12 protein-coding genes are annotated in these 15,519 nt (G+C 54.6%); 6 read left to right on the top strand and 6 right to left on the bottom strand.

The features are described from left to right. The first annotated feature begins 12 nt into the window (after positions 1–12). Positions 13–1,017, top strand: coding sequence for an ABC transporter substrate-binding protein (locus VKV29_RS04480; RefSeq protein ID WP_324200105.1), 1,005 nt, complete (start codon positions 13–15; stop codon positions 1,015–1,017). Between the two features lie 21 nt (positions 1,018–1,038). On the opposite strand, the gene VKV29_RS04475 is transcribed toward VKV29_RS04480, so the two are convergent. Further along, positions 1,039–2,022, bottom strand: a complete 984-nt coding sequence (locus VKV29_RS04475; protein ID WP_324200104.1) for an ROK family protein — start codon at positions 2,020–2,022, stop codon at positions 1,039–1,041. A gap of 116 nt (positions 2,023–2,138) precedes the next feature. Between VKV29_RS04475 and VKV29_RS04470 the strand changes: the two genes are divergently transcribed. Further along, entirely contained in the window at positions 2,139–3,134 is a 996-nt protein-coding gene (locus VKV29_RS04470) for a hypothetical protein (RefSeq protein ID WP_324200103.1), read from the top strand. Between the two features lie 19 nt (positions 3,135–3,153). Here VKV29_RS04470 and VKV29_RS04465 read toward each other — a convergent pair whose 3' ends face one another. After that, a complete protein-coding gene (locus tag VKV29_RS04465) occupies positions 3,154–5,088 on the bottom strand; it encodes an alpha-L-arabinofuranosidase (protein WP_324200102.1) in 1,935 nt (644 codons plus the stop codon). Positions 5,089–5,180: 92 nt separating this feature from the next. Here VKV29_RS04465 and VKV29_RS04460 point away from each other — a divergent pair, with 92 nt between their 5' ends. Beyond that, positions 5,181–6,101, top strand: a complete 921-nt coding sequence (locus VKV29_RS04460; RefSeq protein WP_324200101.1) for a hypothetical protein — start codon at positions 5,181–5,183, stop codon at positions 6,099–6,101. Further along, on the top strand, positions 6,091–7,434 hold the full coding sequence (locus tag VKV29_RS04455) for a neutral/alkaline non-lysosomal ceramidase N-terminal domain-containing protein (protein WP_324200100.1): 1,344 nt from the start codon (positions 6,091–6,093) through the stop codon (positions 7,432–7,434). Before VKV29_RS04460 ends, VKV29_RS04455 begins: the two co-directional genes overlap by 11 nt. Here VKV29_RS04455 and VKV29_RS04450 read toward each other — a convergent pair. From VKV29_RS04450 to pyrE, 4 genes are all read right to left on the bottom strand, one after another. Next, the gene (locus VKV29_RS04450; RefSeq protein WP_324200099.1) at positions 7,420–8,229 is read right to left on the bottom strand and encodes a dimethylarginine dimethylaminohydrolase family protein; all 810 of its coding nucleotides are present in this window, start codon (positions 8,227–8,229) and stop codon (positions 7,420–7,422) included. The genes VKV29_RS04455 and VKV29_RS04450 overlap by 15 nt on opposite strands. Next, positions 8,226–9,458 (bottom strand): TIGR00300 family protein, encoded by a 1,233-nt coding sequence (locus VKV29_RS04445; protein ID WP_324200098.1) that lies wholly within the window; start codon positions 9,456–9,458, stop codon positions 8,226–8,228. The genes VKV29_RS04450 and VKV29_RS04445 overlap by 4 nt, the downstream gene beginning before the upstream one ends. Positions 9,459–9,468: 10 nt before the next feature. Then, entirely contained in the window at positions 9,469–11,940 is a 2,472-nt protein-coding gene (locus VKV29_RS04440) for a DUF2231 domain-containing protein (protein WP_324200097.1), read from the bottom strand. Between the two features lie 67 nt (positions 11,941–12,007). Further along, positions 12,008–12,595, bottom strand: coding sequence for an orotate phosphoribosyltransferase (gene pyrE / locus VKV29_RS04435; protein WP_324200096.1), 588 nt, complete (start codon positions 12,593–12,595; stop codon positions 12,008–12,010). 458 nt (positions 12,596–13,053) lie between these two features. Here pyrE and VKV29_RS04430 point away from each other — a divergent pair, with 458 nt between their 5' ends. Further along, positions 13,054–13,800, top strand: coding sequence for a cytochrome c3 family protein (locus VKV29_RS04430; protein WP_324200095.1), 747 nt, complete (start codon positions 13,054–13,056; stop codon positions 13,798–13,800). 39 nt (positions 13,801–13,839) lie between these two features. Beyond that, positions 13,840–15,519: TAT-variant-translocated molybdopterin oxidoreductase (locus tag VKV29_RS04425; RefSeq protein WP_324200094.1), on the top strand; the 1,680-nt coding region annotated here is incomplete at its 3' end.

Genomic DNA, 15,519 nt, shown 5'->3' with positions numbered 1-15,519 from the left:
AAGGAGTAAAACATGCACTTCGGTAAAAGCTATGGCACACTTCTACTTGCTTTAGGGCTACTAGGAGCCGGAATAAGCGGCTGCCAAAAGAGCGCCAGCCCGGGTGGGGGGGCGGCGAGCAGCGCGAATCAGGTTGTCATCGCAGTCATTCCTAAAGGAACGGCGAACTCCTATTGGTTAGGGGTAAAAGCGGGAGCCGAGGCGGCCGGTAGGGAGCGTGGCGTGAAAATAGATTTCGATGGTCCGAAGCTTGAAACGGATATTACCGGCCAGATCAATCTCGTGGAAGATAAGATTAATGCAGGTGTGAAGGGCATCGTCTTGGCGGCTTGCGATACCCACGCTCTGCTGCGTCCTGTGGAGGATGCGCTGCACCGCGGCATTCCAGTGGTGACCATCGATTCAGGGCTAGACCCAAAAGACGATCCCTCGTATTGCTATATCGCCACGAACAACGAAGAGGGAGGGAAAAAAGCCGCGGATGCTCTCGCTGCTGCGATAGGTGAAAAAGGGAAAGTGGGTATTCTCGGCTTTTTGCAGGGGGCGGCATCCAATGACGATCGGCTAAAGGGTTTTAATGAAGAGATTAAAAAATATCCTGGCATCACCGTGGTAACGACACTTTACGACGATAGCGATACGGGTAAGGCGGTAAATCAGACGGCCAACATGCTGACGGCGCACCCCGATATCAGCGGGATATTCGCAGCTAATCAGCCCGGCGGGGTTGGTGCGGCCAACTATCTACGGCAAAGCGGGCTGGTAGGTAAGGTTAAAATCGTGGCGTTCGATGCCTCTGACGATGAGATAAACGACCTTAAACAGGGCATCATTCAGGCTTTAATCGTGCAGAACCCCTATCAGATGGGCTATCAAGGGGTTATGGAGGTGTTGAATGCACTTGCCAAAAAGCCGGCGCCCCACCCGCGCTTCATTGATAGCGGCGTAACGGTTGTGACACAGCAGAATATGAACGATCCGCAGATACAGAAGTTACTGCATCCCGGCAGCTCATAGGGGACTTTTGGCGCAGAGAGGCTAGCTTTCCTGATGAAGCAGGCGGTAAATGAGGGGCGCGATGGCAGCATAGTCTTGCACCTGTGTGCCAAGCCCGGCCGGAAGGATGCGGCAGCCGGCGGCGATTTTTGCCCAACAGCGCTCCGCAACGGCTTTACGCACCGGTTCGAGCAGGCAGTCGCCTGCGTGAACGGCAATCGTTCCGAGAATAACACATTCTGGGTTGAGAATCTGCAGCACGTTTGCGATGCCGATACCGAGGTAAGTCCCCACCTCTTCTAAAAGCCCTTGGGCGAAGTTATCGCCCTCTTTGGCTGCAGCGATGACGTGTTCTGCGGTGATGTTGGCCGGTTTCCCGCCGGCCAGGCTAAGGACACGTTTGTGTCGCCCATACATCAAACTTTCTCGAGCGAGCCGTGCGATGGCCGGGCCTGAGGCTAGCGCCTCCAAGCAACCCTGTTTACCGCAGGCGCACAGAGGGCCGTCTGGCAGGATGGTTTGATGGCCGATCTCACCGGCCAGTCCCTGCTTTCCATGATAAAGCCTGCCGTCCAGAATAAGACCGCCGCCGATGCCGGTGCCCATGGTAAGGTAAATGAGGTGAGAGGCGCCTTTCCCTGCACCAAAGAGCCACTCGGCGAGGGCGCCGGCGTTGGCGTCGTTTTCTAGAACTACGGGAAGGTGGAAGCGTTCTTGCAAAAAGGCGACGATCGGTACATTGTCCCAGCCCGGAAGATTCGGAGGAGAGCAGATGAGTCCATTTTCTAGGTCTAATGGGCCGCCACAAACAACGCTGATGCCGGCGAGGTCATGCTGGCTTACGTTCTCCTCCTCTAGAAGCGCACGGGCCAACTCGGTAAGTTCTGAGAGAACCGTTTCAGCGCTACGCATTTGCGGACGCGTTGGTATCTGCATGCGTGCGCGCAAAGTGCCGTCCATTGTGGCAAGAACAACGGCGCTTTTCGTACCACCGATATCGAAGCCAAGAACATAGTTAGCAGGCATAGTTTTGGTGTCTGAGCTGTAGCTAAGAAATGACCTTCGGAAAATGTGAGGGCGAAGAAAATGGCGTATAAACATTCTCTAGAGAGCCTATTTTTTCCTGCTAGGGAGGTAGCGTTATGAGGATACGTGCGCATGCTCCGGGGCGATGCGGTATTGTCGGAAACCCAACGGATATGTACGGGGGGTGTGTGCTTTCCTGCACAACCCAAGAGCGTGCCTTTTGTGAACTAGAGCCTCACAAAGAGGAGACACTCTTCCAGAATGAAGGCCAACATAGCCTAGTGCGAAGCAATGATGATCTGCGTTTACGGGGCGATAAGCTCGATATCCTACGGGCGGCATTTGCCTATTTCGAAATCAATCCACAGACCGCTCCTGTGCACGTTCGGGTTTGGACGGAGATACCCATGCAGGCGGGGCTAGCCGGGTCTACAGCTATGTTAACGGCGATTGTAGGCGCCATCGCGCGTTGGCAAAATCTGCAGCTCAACCCCTATGCTTTGGCAGAGACGGTTCGTAAGATCGAGGCAAGAGTGCTTGGCGTGCTGTGTGGGTTCCAAGATCAGCACATGGCGGTTTTTGGCGGTCTCAACTTCATGGATTTTTATGGAAAAGAGAGCCTCGAACAGAGAGATGACGAGCCGCTAGCCACTATTGAGCCTTTGGCCGAACGCTGCCCGACACCGCCGCTTCTTCTAGCACATACGGGCGTTCAACACCATTCAGGAACGGTGCACAAGTCTCCGCGCCAGCGATGGGAAGAGGGAGATGTGGAGGTAAGAGGTGGCTATGCCCGTATTATGGCCTTAGCGCGCAGGGGAAAGCGGGCGCTCATCGAGCAGGATTGGCAGAAGCTCGGTGAGGCTATGAACGAAAACCATGAGATTGTGGCCGCGTTGGGCGGTTCAGGTGTAGAGAACGATCGATTGATCGAGGCGGCGCGCCAAGCCGGTGCATGGGGGGCGAAGCTGGCCGGAGCGGGTGGAGGTGGCACCATCATTGTACTGGTGAAGGAACGCGAAAGAGTTGTTCAAGCGCTGATAGATGCCGGGGCGGAAAAGCTGTTAACCCCGGCACCGCGTCCGGGGTTAACGATAGAAGTAGAACACTAAGTCGTATCGGCTGTTTCTGCTATTTTCCTCTCAAGAGGAGCACGGTAGCTGAATAGGGTGCGAACTGAAAACGAAAAGTTGTTCCGGGAACCGTGCACCTTGATGTCGCCAGGTCTGGAGAGCCTTTACCGGTACGTGCGGCGTTATCTTGAGGGATGCCGTAGGAATAACATACCGCGGCGTGCTGTGGGTTGAAACCTACCAGGTGAATTTCGCCTGTGAGGGGCTGATCGGGGGTTTTATTAATAATGAGTAGCGAGAGGGAGCCGTTGGGATGACGAGCGGCATAGATCGAGAGCAGATCGTAGTTGCTTGAGGCGATAACGATCTTGTCGCCGCTGTTGGCGAAATAGGCAAGCAGTTTGAAAACGTAGTAGGTTGGATAGCGGTCGTTTTGGGGCGACACAATGCCGTAGTCGCCGTAATTGCGCCAGCCGTATAGGGTAGAACTGTTGTTGTTATTGGGACTGGGGCCGTTGCGTAAATCCCACCAACAGATAGATTGGAACTCCGTCTGCAGGATGTTGGCCGCGCTATCGGCCAGATAGAGGCCGTTAACTAGGCTAGTTGTCTGCTTGCCTGGGTTGTAAGAGACAGAATTGTTCTCTGTGCACACGAGGGCAACCTTGTCGCCGTCACTACCCAGATAGTCCGAGAGCTGTTGTCGGAGGTTCTCCGCGTCATTTTTCCAAGTGCGGGCGGCTTGGAGAAGGAAGGCGTCGCTCTCGCTGCCCGGGTTCTGCTCGTATCGGTGGTAGATGAGAAAGTCGGGTAAGACGCCGAGTTGGTGGAGGGTTGAGAGCATAACGGGAGTCCAGCCGTAGTAGGTTTGGTGGGTGCGCGGGTTTACGGCGGCATGGTTTTTATTATTGACGAAAGAATCTTCTCCGACGACGGCCACGACGCCAACTTTAATGGAGGGGTCTACGGCTTTCATCTGGGTTATAAATTGAGCTGCTTCCACCGCGTAGGTGTAGGGGTCGTGAGGAATGGGGTGATGGTCTTCCTCCCAGTTGCCGTAGCATTCGTTGCCGATCTCCCAATATTTGAAGTCGTAGTGTTTTTCGATATTGGCATAGCGTACCCATGCCGCCGCTTCCTGTGGGGTTCCTGAGCCGTAGTTGACGGTGATAAAGGCTTGCGTGTGCAGCGCTTGAGCGATGTGAGCAAAGCCATCGAAATCGGTAGCCCATTTCCAGGTATTGTTATCAGAATTATTCGTTTGCCAATGGTAGCCATCGGAAGTAGAACCGCCGGGGAAACGCAAAATGTTGATATGAAGGGGAGCGAGTAACTCTACAGTTGTTGGCGTGTTAAGATGCGAGTCCCAGCAGGCGGTGTTAAGACCAATGGCGATGGGTGAAACACTTCGAATAACATGCTGAACGTCCACATCTAACCGAATTTGAGCGGGTGGAGGAGCGGCCAACAGGCGAATAGCAGCAAGATAGAAAGGCGGTTGGCTGGTGCCGGCAGCATCTTGCAGCCAAAAACCGGTGAAGTTGTTCGCATGATCTACATGGAGGTCTGCTAGAGGAATAACGACTTCTTGCCACCTATCGGCTGCAATCGCCCCGCCGGGTAGGAAGGAGGCTAACGGCACGGCCGGTTGTGCTTTTCGGTCGAGCAGACCGGCAACCTGTATGCGCTGATTCCCTGTGCTTCCTCCATTAATCCAGAAGCTGATAGCCTTATACCCGTCCGTATTAAATGGGGTATGAGACAGGTAGAATCCTTGAGAGGGAGCTGTGTATTGCACCTGAATGCTCGGTTCACCGGCATATGTGAAACGGGTGTTCCCGATCTCTGTTTTGCACCATGACCAGTTCTGCCAACCGTTTTCCAGTTTGCCGGTATAGATGGTGAGATTTTGGGCATGGGCAGCTTGGGCTAAGGCAAGGCCAAGCACTAGGGAGAGACAGCATAATCGCTTCATCACGGGTAAGAGGGGCATCTTGGGTACCTCCCAATCGGTGGATTTGCCGAAAGAGTTCGCTACAAGCATAGCAGATTAGGGGAATTTCGTCAAGGGAGGTTCGCAAAATCATGTTGGTTACGAGCCGTGCGCCGGTGCGAATTGACTTTGCCGGAGGTTGGACCGACGTAAACCTTTTTGCGTTAGGTGCCGGTGGAGCTGTGGTGAATGCCACTATTAATCATTATGTAACCGGCGAGCTGGAGGTTTATGAAGAGCCGGAGGCGTTGAGCTTTCCGGTGGCTTTAGCGGGAAGCCAAGAGGGGTTGCGCGTGGCCTATCGGTGCGATCTTCCTTCCGGTTCAGGATTAGGAACATCGGCAGCGCTTAACGTTGTGTGGCTAAGCCTTATTCACTCTCAAATTACTTCTGAGGAGGACAGAGCACGTATTGCAGAGCTGGCATATCAATTAGAGGAGATGTTGGGGATTTTGGGCGGGAAGCAAGATCAGTACGCTGCAGCCTTTGGTGGAGTGAACTTTATAACGTTCAATCAGAAGGTGCATGTGGAGCGGCTAGCCATCTCGCCAAAGTTCATAGAAATGTTAGAGAAGCGGTTGGTGCTATGTTATACAGGAAAGCCGCGGCTATCTGGCAGCATCCATGCGCACGTTTGGGGCGCTTTCAAGAAAGGCGTTCCGCAAACGGTACAGGCTTTGTACGGACTTCGTGATTGTGCCCTACGGATGCGTGAGGCGCTATTACGGGAGGACATCGTCCAATTTGGCTCTATTTTGAGTGAGAACTGGCAGCATCAGAAGGCGCTAGATTCCTCAATCACGAACGATCAGATCGAACGATTGTTTGAGGTTGCAGAGAAGGCAGGCGCCATTGGCGGCAAAGCATGTGGTGCTGGCGGGGGTGGATGTCTGCTCTTTTGTGTGGAGGAAGGTAGAGCCGAGGAGGTTGCCATGGCGTTATCTCAGGCAGGCACACGCATTATTCCCTTCCATTTCGAATGGAAGGGTTTGGAGGTGATGCGTGAGGAGTAGTTCAAAGAAGGTCACTGCCGCTAGGTTTTTGGGGTTGATGCTAACCCTCCTCTTTTCAGGTGGAAAGGCCTTTGGACAGCCTGCTTTTGTGGCCGGTGCGGCGAGGGTGAACATTACGCCCATCGGTGCTGCCGTAAGGGTGCCGTTAGGGGGATATGCGGCACGCAGGGGAGCTTTAGCAACAGGGGTGCATGACCCGGTGTTCGCGCGCGCTTTAGTGCTTGGGAGGGGAGATCGGCTTGTCGCCATTGTCTCGGTAGATCTCTGCTTTTTACCGTCGGGTATTGTGCAGGCCGTAGCACAAGACCTGAGGCAGATGGGGTTGGCCCAATTAACGGGAAGCCGCCTGTTCTTGGCCGCTACGCATACCCACAGCGCTCCCGATCCCCTCGCGATGGACCCTGCTAACACCTTCACACAGCCTAAAGGTTGGAGCCGCTTTAATCCGCAACTGCTTCATTGGAGCGCCCATCACATTGCGCTTGCCGTGAAACAGGCCTATGAGAACCGCGTGCCGGCACTTCTGGGCTACACGGCAACGCAGGTAGAAGGACTGAATCGCAATCGGCGTGACGACCCCGTGTTAGATAAGCAGCTGACGGTGTTGCGCGTGGTTCGTCGGAGAGATTTGCGCTCGATTGCCGAATTGGTGGTGTTTGCCTCCCACCCCACTCTCTACACGGCGAAGATGCTGGAAATCTCAGCAGATTGGCCTGGAGTGATGGAACAGGCCGTTGAGAAGCACTATGGAGGTGTCTGCCTGTTTTTAAACGGCGCGGAAGGCGATGCTGCCCCCCCGGATTCGCAGGGTCTGACGGAGGAGCAGGAGGTTGATCGGTACGGGAAGGCGGTCGCCGCAGCGGTACTAAGGCTTATTCCCACCATCGCTTACGATGTACCTGCGCCGGTGGAGACGTGGCAAATCTCCGTGACATTGCCACAACGCGAGCCAAATGGCCTCTATCTTGCCGCAGCAGGCAGTTTGGGCATCTCTGTCCCGGATGCGCAAAATAGGGTGAAGCACCTTATGCCCTCGACCACAAGAATCTCCTTTGTTCGTATTCATCGGTTGCTGCTCATCGGTATGCCCTGTGAACCTACGGGCGCTTTAGGAGCAGTGCTAAGGCGTGAGGCAGAACAAGCGGGGTATCATCCGGTGGCTATAGTGGCTCTCGTTAACGACTGGTTGGCGTATGCGCTTACTGCGGAACAGTACAGGCACGGAGGTTATGAGGTAGGCATGTCGTTTTATGGCCCTCAGCTAGGAGACGTTTTAGTGCGGGCAGTGGCGAGGGGACTAGCTCATGAACGAAAAACTTCAGCGAAGGAGTAGAGTAAGACATTTCGCCGCACCTCCGGCCTTAAGAAACTCCGACATCTCCACAGCGTAGCACACAAAGCCCCTTTGTTGCAGGGCATCGGTTAGTTGTGGGCAGCCGGTCGGTAGAACAACTTGGTGACCTATCACCACTGCGTTACAGGCGAAGCGTAGGGCCTCTTCTTCACGAACAGGAATGGTTTCAAAGTTGTTTTCGATAACGGTGCGTGCATAGTCATCGAAGGCTGCCGGATAGTAGGCGACCAGATGTGCTTCGAGAGGTAGGAAGCAGGTATCGAGATGATACCATCGGTCGTCTACGAGTTCTAAGGAAAGGACGGGCAGACCCAGTGTGTCGGTAAGCCAACGATGAGAACAGATGTCGCTGCGTTTAAGGTAGCCTGCCACAAGCACATCTCCTACGAACAGTGCGTCGCCCTCGCCTTCAAAATGACAATTTGGTGGTGGGGTTATTACCTGATAGCAATGTTGTTCAAACCAGGTGCGGAAGTAAGGTACCTCGGGCTGGCGTTGTGGATGTCGGAATTGCGAAAGGAGCGCTTTCCCTTCGTAAACGAGGCCGGCGTTTGCCGTGAATACCATGTCGGGGCATTCTGGCGGTTGTTGGATCAGATGGACGGTAAGGCCTATTTGAGTGGCGAGCACTTGATAGAGCGCATCCCACTGTTTTGCAGCAAGAGGCCGATCCGGGCGATTTTCGACATGCATCCAGGGGTTGATCTCATAACAAACGTCGTAGGCCGTAGGCGGGCACATCAGAACCTGACGGATGGTAGTGGGTGTAGTCATTTTACGACTTTGACGTTTGGCAGTTGAGCCGCCAGCTCTTTAAGGAAGAATTCGCAGTCTGTCACGAGTCCAAACGCCTGATGGGTTCCCCGATCCATTAGTTTGATAACCGTATCGGGGTCTGAGTCGACGCAAAGGGTACGAACGGAGGCGGGCAAGAGGTTACCGGTCGCTACCGAATGGAGGGTGGTTGCTACCATGAGGGCGACTCCCACCCCGCGCACATGTTGGCGCATTTTGTCTTGTGCTTCCACAACGTCGGTGATGACATCGGGTAGGGGGCCGTCATCACGGATCGAGCCGGCAAGCACATAGGCCGTATTGGTGGTAATGCAGGCGTGCATGATGCCGGAACGAAGGAAGCCTGCCTCGACAGCGCTACGTATGGAGCCATAGGCGCGTATGGCGTTGATGGCACGTAGATGGTTTTCGTGGCCGTGAGGCATGGCCGTTCCGGTGGCGATCTCGACGCCTAAAGAGGTACCAAAAAGCGCCCCTTCGATATCGTGAGCTGCCAGAGCATTGCCTGCAAAAAGCACATCTATCCATCCTGCACGAATGATGGCTTCAAGGTAGTGGCCGGCGCCCGTGTGGATGATGGCCGGGCCACCCACAAAAAGGATTTTCTTTCCCTCTTGCCGTGCCTCTTTCATCGCGTGCACAATGGCGGCGACGACACGCTCTTTCGGGCGCTCGGTGGAGACGTCGCTTCCCATGAAGCTAAACACATCGTCCGGTTCTCGGCGCTCGACGGGGGTAACGCGTACACCGGTATCGCCAACGACGACAAGCTCTCCCTCACGCACATGGTGCATAGGGGTGCAACGTGCAGTGGGCTTACCCTCTTTATATTCGATGACAATAGCGCAGTCCATCTCGATAAACTGCACGGGGAGCCACTCGTTGCCTACCCGCACGTGGGTTTCGAGGTTAGTCGTGGCATAGAAGCCTTCGGGAAGCACACCGTCCTTTGGGGCCGGCACCAGTCGGGCCTCGCCGGCTGTGCGCTCTGTGCCATGTTGGCCGGTGGCGTGGAGAATGCGCTCCAGCGTTTCATTATCTGGGGCGCTGATCTCTATCTCTGCGTGACTCGGATCGGAGCGTGTTGCGCCCATTTGAAAGCGCAGCACGCGATACTCTCCCCCCTCTTTGAGGATAATGTCTAAAACTTTCGAGAGGGTAAGCGAGTCGATGATATGTCCATCAAGGCGAACGATCTCAGAGGGCATCCGTCTCTCTCTATTGAACTCTAATGACAAAATCGGTCGTTAGAATTTTACCTTCATGTTTGAACTGCGTCCAAATTTTGTAGATGCCGGGTTTAGACAGCAGAACATGAAACCGGACAGTTGGGCCGTAGTGCTTTTCACCCACTTCCAAAGGATGAGAATGGCAGTAGCCCATGGTATCTTGGCTGATCGCCACACAATGTCCGGCTGCACCGAGATAGGGTTGAAGATCGGTGACGGGCAAGCCATTTTTCCAGATGGTGTAGGTAAGCACGGTCTCATCGCGCCAGTAGGGGTGGCGTGGTGTTAGCAGCATCTGGACGCGGTAAGGCCCAAACACCTTAGCTTGCGCCGGCGTAACCAGAAGCGGTTTTGGCGGCGGCGGGGTGCCGTTGACGTGTACAGGAATGCGAAATACCTGATTCCGATCTCCGAATGGGGTAATGTCGGCGAAGAGCAGAAAATTGCCGGCGAAGGGAAAGGCATAGTCTATAAGCAGGGTGCCATCGGGTTGTAGCTGCGGGTGGATGTGGTCGAAGAAAGAGAGGTCTTGACTCAGCACGATAAGATGCATCTTTTTTTCGTGAACAGTTGCAAGGTTATGAAGAATTTGCCCCTGATAACGCGGCGTGAAGACGAAGCGCACCAGCTGGCCGGGTTGGAGGGATATGATCGGCGTGAGCTGCACGTGCTGTGCAGGGAAGAGCAGATGACCTGCTTGGGCATAAGCGCGAATGGTGCTGAGCGACGGAGCTTGTGGCCGCTTCGTGGAAGTTGAGAGGGTTTGGGATAACGGCAGGCTGGTTGCCACGGAGAGCATGGTGAAGTCGAGCGTGTAGCCCGGATCGTGCAACACCCCCCAAGGGCGTGATGGTTTGTTCGGCTCAAGAGGCATGCCGCATATGGGACAAAATCCGGGATGGGTGGCCCCCACGTTTGAGTGCATAGGGCATACATAAGGCAGGTAACTATGCGGAAAAGCGGCACTGTGATCTATCCATGGCTCGAAATCGGCTACCAAAGGCGCTGCGGTAGGAGGTCGGTCGAAGGGCCAGAGCAAGGCCTTGGGTTCAAAGAAGGGGATGCTATGCAGAAAAGTTGCCATTGCGGTATAGTGGCTAAAGTCTGTGTCTACAGGATGCAGCTTAAGCGCGGTGGTGTCGCCGCCGATCTTAATGACGAGCTGGGCGCTGTAGACTTTCATGGGATAGGGGATGTCGTTGCTTTGATGATAAAGGTAGAGATCAAAGCGCTGGGTAGTCGGGTTGTAGGTAAGCTCGGCGCGTTCACGGCCTAGAGGCGCTACGAGACCACGATGAGGAGCTGAGCGGCTAAGCCGTCCATATCCGAGGAACCAGGGAAGCCCTTCATTGTAGTTGATAAGTAAAAACGCCTCAAATATCATGAGGCAGGGATAGGCGATGGTTAGGCTGCGGGTAAGCCGTGTTGAGACGGTAGAGGGAAAGCCCTGCTGGTATTTTTGTTGAAGGTGGTCTTCTATTAGCTTAACGGCACCGATAAGTAACGCGACGAACCCCATGACGGTATGATGGATATAGACTCCTGCAGCCACGTTCGCGTAAGGTGCATTGGAGTGAACGTGGGTAAACAGCAAGGCTCCCCCCACCAAGGCGAAAATGGCAAGTAGACGGTTTTGAAGCCCTTTACCGATTTTAGCAGCCTGCCGACGTTTGATCAGTCCGTGTAGCCCCATGGCTATCATGAGCACGGCGTAGATTTTATGCATCAGAACCTCTTTGTCGGTGAGGGGACGGAACGGACGCACATGATAGAGCGGCCAAGCGTCCTGGTCGCTGAAGATAAGGAGGAAAACCCCACCGGCAAGAAAAAGCACTGGAGCCAGCCGTCTTACCTGCACGCCCCATTCCGGTGACAGGAGGTCTATGAGCAGCATTATAGAGAGCACCAGCACCAACCAGCCGAAGATATGGTGCATCATGTCGGAGTAGAAAATAGCAGCCTGCGTTTGATGTTGTAACAGAATGGCGAGGTCTTCGTGGGTAGGAGCGGGGGCAATGCCGGGAACCTGCACGGCTGCGGCATGATGGTAGACGAGCATAGCGCCCAGATGGCCTGTATAACCAAGAAGCGCACAGCATGCAACGGCTAGAATGAGATAGATAGCCATAGCGCTGCGTCGTGTGCTGATGCCCAGAAATAGCCGTGCAGCCGCAAGAAAAACGAACGACCAGCTCGTGATGGTTGCCATCAGTTCGTGGTATTCCATGGGGTCTTGAGGAACGCCATCGCGGGCCGCCCAAATCTCGGCAAAATTGCCGGCAACGAAGGCAAAGAGCGTGGCACAGGTGCCCAGCAGCAGCGTAATTTGGGCAAATCTGGCGATAACAGGGTCGCGTTTAAAGAAGCCAATGAGATCGAGAGCGACGGCGAAAAGAAGCAGAACTATAGGAAAATGAACGAGGGCAGGATGTAAAAACCCGATAAAACGTGCGATCTCCATAAATGATTCACCCAGAGGCTTGCTATTTCAGCGGAAAAAGATGAGGAAACTGCTACTAGTTTAGCGTTTATCGGAGGCGCGTAGTTCCCGGCTCTTCGATAGGCAGGCCTTGCTGGCAGAGGGGGCATGCATCGGGTGCGTAGGAGGGCGCTTCAACCGTAAGGAGGGCTTCGAGGCGATAGCCCAAGTCAACGGTTCCACCGCTGCGATCCACGAGCACGGCCACGCCTACGATGTGCGCCTGATGCTTTTCTGCCAACTCTATGCACTCGCGTGTGGCGCCGCCGGTGGTCATGACGTCATCTACTATAAGGGTACGCGTGTTGGGTGGCAGAGCAAGCCCGCGGCGCAGGCAGCGTACCCCCTGCTCCTTTTCGGCATAGAGCGCTCGCGTTTGCAGTTGCCGCGCCACCTCGTAGGCTAAGAGGATGCCCCCTGTGGTGGGGCCAAGGACGACATCAACGGCGTCATCATGAAAGCGACGGGCTATTTCGGCACAGAGCGTTTGAACGTGCTTTGGATACTGAAGCACCCAGAACTTCTCCCAATACTCGTTGCTATGGCGCCCTGAGGAGAGAAGGAAGTGGCCTGTGCGTAGGGCACCAACTTGGAGAAATATTTCACGAACCTGTTCTGGGGAAAGCTCTGCCATCATATACGATGTTAAGTATACCTCATCTTATTTTATGATACGGAAAAGACCACTGGTTTGAAGGAGACCGCCAAATTGTACCGATGAAGGTTGTATGGAGCCGTTGTGTCATGAAGATATTGAAAAAGTGATGTATGGGGTAAAATGATGTTCGGTTTCCGGCGTGGTTTTAGGAATCACGAAGTAGAGACCGAAAATTTTCTATGAGGGGTTGCAATCGCTTTGGCGATGTGCTATACTAGTGTGGTTCGAGCAAGAGACCACTAGGCCCCTTGTAGAGCTGTACAAAGCAATATCCCACCGATGAGGAATATCTAAATGTGGGTTATATCCGTCCCACATTGTGAAAAAAAGCACAAAGTGCGGTTCGCAAAGAGAGCGGTAACGTGGGTGTGCCGTTGTTCGGCTAGGAATGAGCTTGGCCTAGCCGATGCGGATCGAAATAGACAGGGAGTGTACTGATGGCTCAACTCTTCCATCCGGCTGCGAACACAGTTGCACGTGTGATGGTGCTTTGCGCCTTTACCGGCCCTATTGTAGCGCTGCTTGTGGGCAGCGCGATCACGCGCTCCTCGTTCAACACTAATGTGGGCGTGCCCCTCGCTCAGCCGGTTCCTTTCAGTCACGAGCATCACGCCGTAGAGCTTGGTATAGACTGTCGTTACTGCCATACCAATGTAGAGAGGTCGCCCAATCCTGGGCTGCCCTCCTCTGAAATTTGTATGTCGTGCCACTCGCAGATTTGGACAGACAGCCCGCTTCTTGAGCCGGTGCGTGATAGCTATCGCGAAAACAAACCTATCGTGTGGAACCAGGTGAACTGGGTTCCCGGGTTCGTCTATTTCCCGCACGACATCCATGTGGCGCGCGGAATCAGTTGTAACAACTGCCACGGTCCCATCCAGAAGATGATGATCACCTACAAAGGCAAAGCCTTCTTCATGGTCTTTTGTCTTAACTGCCATCGCCAACCGGAGAAGTTTTTGGCACCCCCGCAGTTTGTGTGGCAGCTCTATCAGGATATCCAGCGCTATGGCGACAAGGTGGACCCAACCGGCAAAGAAGGTCTCACACCGCGCGAATACGCCCTTGCGGAGGGCAAGTATTACGAAAATCAAGGGGCCGACCTCGTGGAGGGGGAGCGTCTTAAGAAAGAGTATCATATCCACACCGTTCAGATTACCAACTGCTCTGTCTGTCATCACTAAAGGCGGATGGACGAACTTGGTGGAGATTAGGTGGAAAGAATGGCAAACGAAAATCGGTCGAAGCTAGATTTAGCGGCTATTAAAGCGCGCCTGGCGTCTGCGCGTGGCAAGAAGTATTGGCGAGTGCTTGAAGAGCTTGCGGACACGCCGGAGTTTCGTGAGGTAGTGGCCAACGAAATACCCGATGTCACGCGCTCCATAGATTTACATATGGATCGCCGGCAGTTCCTCACGCTTAGTGCGGCCTCGTTGGCGCTGGCCGGCCTAAGCGGGTGTCGCTATCTGCCGCAGCATAAGCTTGTTCCCTACGTGAACCAGCCAGAGGAAGAGACGCCGGGTGTGCCGCTATACTATGCCTCGGCTGCACCCACTTTTTGGGGATATGGTATAGGTACCATTGTAACGAGCCGTGATGGGCGTCCTGTCAAGATGGACGGTAATCCTGGCCATCCGGCGAGTTTAGGATCAACCGATATCTTCACTCAGGCCGCCACCCTGACCCTTTATGACCCCGATCGCTCTCAAATAGTGAACCATCAGGGCGATTTCTCCACCTGGGAAGATTTCTATACCACCGCGCGGCCATTGCTGCAGCGCCAGTTGGCCGTGAAAGGGGCGGGCTTGCGTATCCTTACGGAGACGGTTACTTCGCCGACGCTGGCGGCGCAGATAAAAGCGATCTTAAAACGTTTTCCTGAGGCGCAATGGGTTCAGTATGAGCCAACCTACCCCAACCATGCCTATGAGGCCGCTATGGCAGCCTTTGGGGAGCCGGTTCATACCTATTATGATCTTGCCAAAGCAAAACGCATTCTGTCGCTTGACTCCGATTTCCTCATCTCAAACCCAGCCGGCGTGCGGTACGCACGCGATTTTGCCGACGGCCGTAGAGTGCGGCAAGGCACCACGCAGATAACGCGCTTCTACGCTATAGAGAGCACGCCCACGTTGACCGGAGCGATGGCGGATAACCGCATTCGCGTACGGGCCAGCCAGGTTGAAGGTATTGCTAGAGCCATTGCGCAGCAGCTCGGACTCGATGTGGGTTCAGCTCCGTTGCCCACGCTTGATGCAGAGCAGGAAAAGTTTGTTGCGGGAGTGGTGAAGGACTTACAGGCCAACGCCGGCGCTTGTGTGGTGATCCCTGGCGAATTTCAAACTCCTGCGGTGCACGTTCTGGCCCATGCGCTGAACGAGCGCCTTGGCAACGTGGGGAAGACGGTTTTCCACACGGAACCGGTGGAAGCTCAGCCGCAACACCAGATACAGGCGCTTCAAAATCTGGTGAGCGATATGAATGCCGGCAAGGTAGACATCCTGCTGATCCTCGGTGGTAACCCTGTTTACAACGCCCCTGCGGATATCGGCTTTGCCGAGGCGCTTCCGCGTGTTCCTTTCCGTGCCCATCTTGGGCTGTATGAGGATGAGACCTCCATAGCCTGCCAATGGCATCTGCCAGAATCGCATTTCCTCGAAGCGTGGGGCGATCTGCGAGCTTTTGATGGTACGGCCAGCATCATTCAGCCGCTCATTCTCCCCATCTACGACACGAAATCGGCCTATGAGCTGCTTTCCGGTCTGTTCGATACCCCGGAGACCGGCGGGGAGGCGGGTTCTGCTCCTCGCGATGGGTACACGATTGTGCGGCAGTACTGGGCAGAGCATGGCTACCCCATAGATGAACCCTATGACTTTGCCTTCAACAAGCTTTTGCACGAT

It is taken from the genome of Chthonomonas sp., from assembly GCF_035294165.1.
Classification (GTDB): Bacteria; Armatimonadota; Chthonomonadetes; order Chthonomonadales; family Chthonomonadaceae; genus Chthonomonas.
This window is presented reverse-complemented; position numbering and strand designations above follow the sequence as displayed.

Excerpts from the sequence above, each read along its gene's own strand:
- VKV29_RS04480 (WP_324200105.1), top strand. The coding sequence starts at position 13 with ATGCACTTCGGTAAAAGCTATGGCACACTTCTACTTGCTTTAGGGCTA.
- VKV29_RS04475 (WP_324200104.1), bottom strand. The coding sequence starts at position 2,022 with ATGCCTGCTAACTATGTTCTTGGCTTCGATATCGGTGGTACGAAAAGC.
- VKV29_RS04470 (WP_324200103.1), top strand. The coding sequence starts at position 2,139 with ATGAGGATACGTGCGCATGCTCCGGGGCGATGCGGTATTGTCGGAAAC.
- VKV29_RS04465 (WP_324200102.1), bottom strand. The coding sequence starts at position 5,088 with ATGCCCCTCTTACCCGTGATGAAGCGATTATGCTGTCTCTCCCTAGTG.
- VKV29_RS04460 (WP_324200101.1), top strand. The coding sequence starts at position 5,181 with ATGTTGGTTACGAGCCGTGCGCCGGTGCGAATTGACTTTGCCGGAGGT.
- VKV29_RS04450 (WP_324200099.1), bottom strand. The coding sequence starts at position 8,229 with ATGACTACACCCACTACCATCCGTCAGGTTCTGATGTGCCCGCCTACG.
- VKV29_RS04445 (WP_324200098.1), bottom strand. The coding sequence starts at position 9,458 with ATGCCCTCTGAGATCGTTCGCCTTGATGGACATATCATCGACTCGCTT.
- VKV29_RS04440 (WP_324200097.1), bottom strand. The coding sequence starts at position 11,940 with ATGGAGATCGCACGTTTTATCGGGTTTTTACATCCTGCCCTCGTTCAT.
- pyrE (WP_324200096.1), bottom strand. The coding sequence starts at position 12,595 with ATGATGGCAGAGCTTTCCCCAGAACAGGTTCGTGAAATATTTCTCCAA.
- VKV29_RS04430 (WP_324200095.1), top strand. The coding sequence starts at position 13,054 with ATGGCTCAACTCTTCCATCCGGCTGCGAACACAGTTGCACGTGTGATG.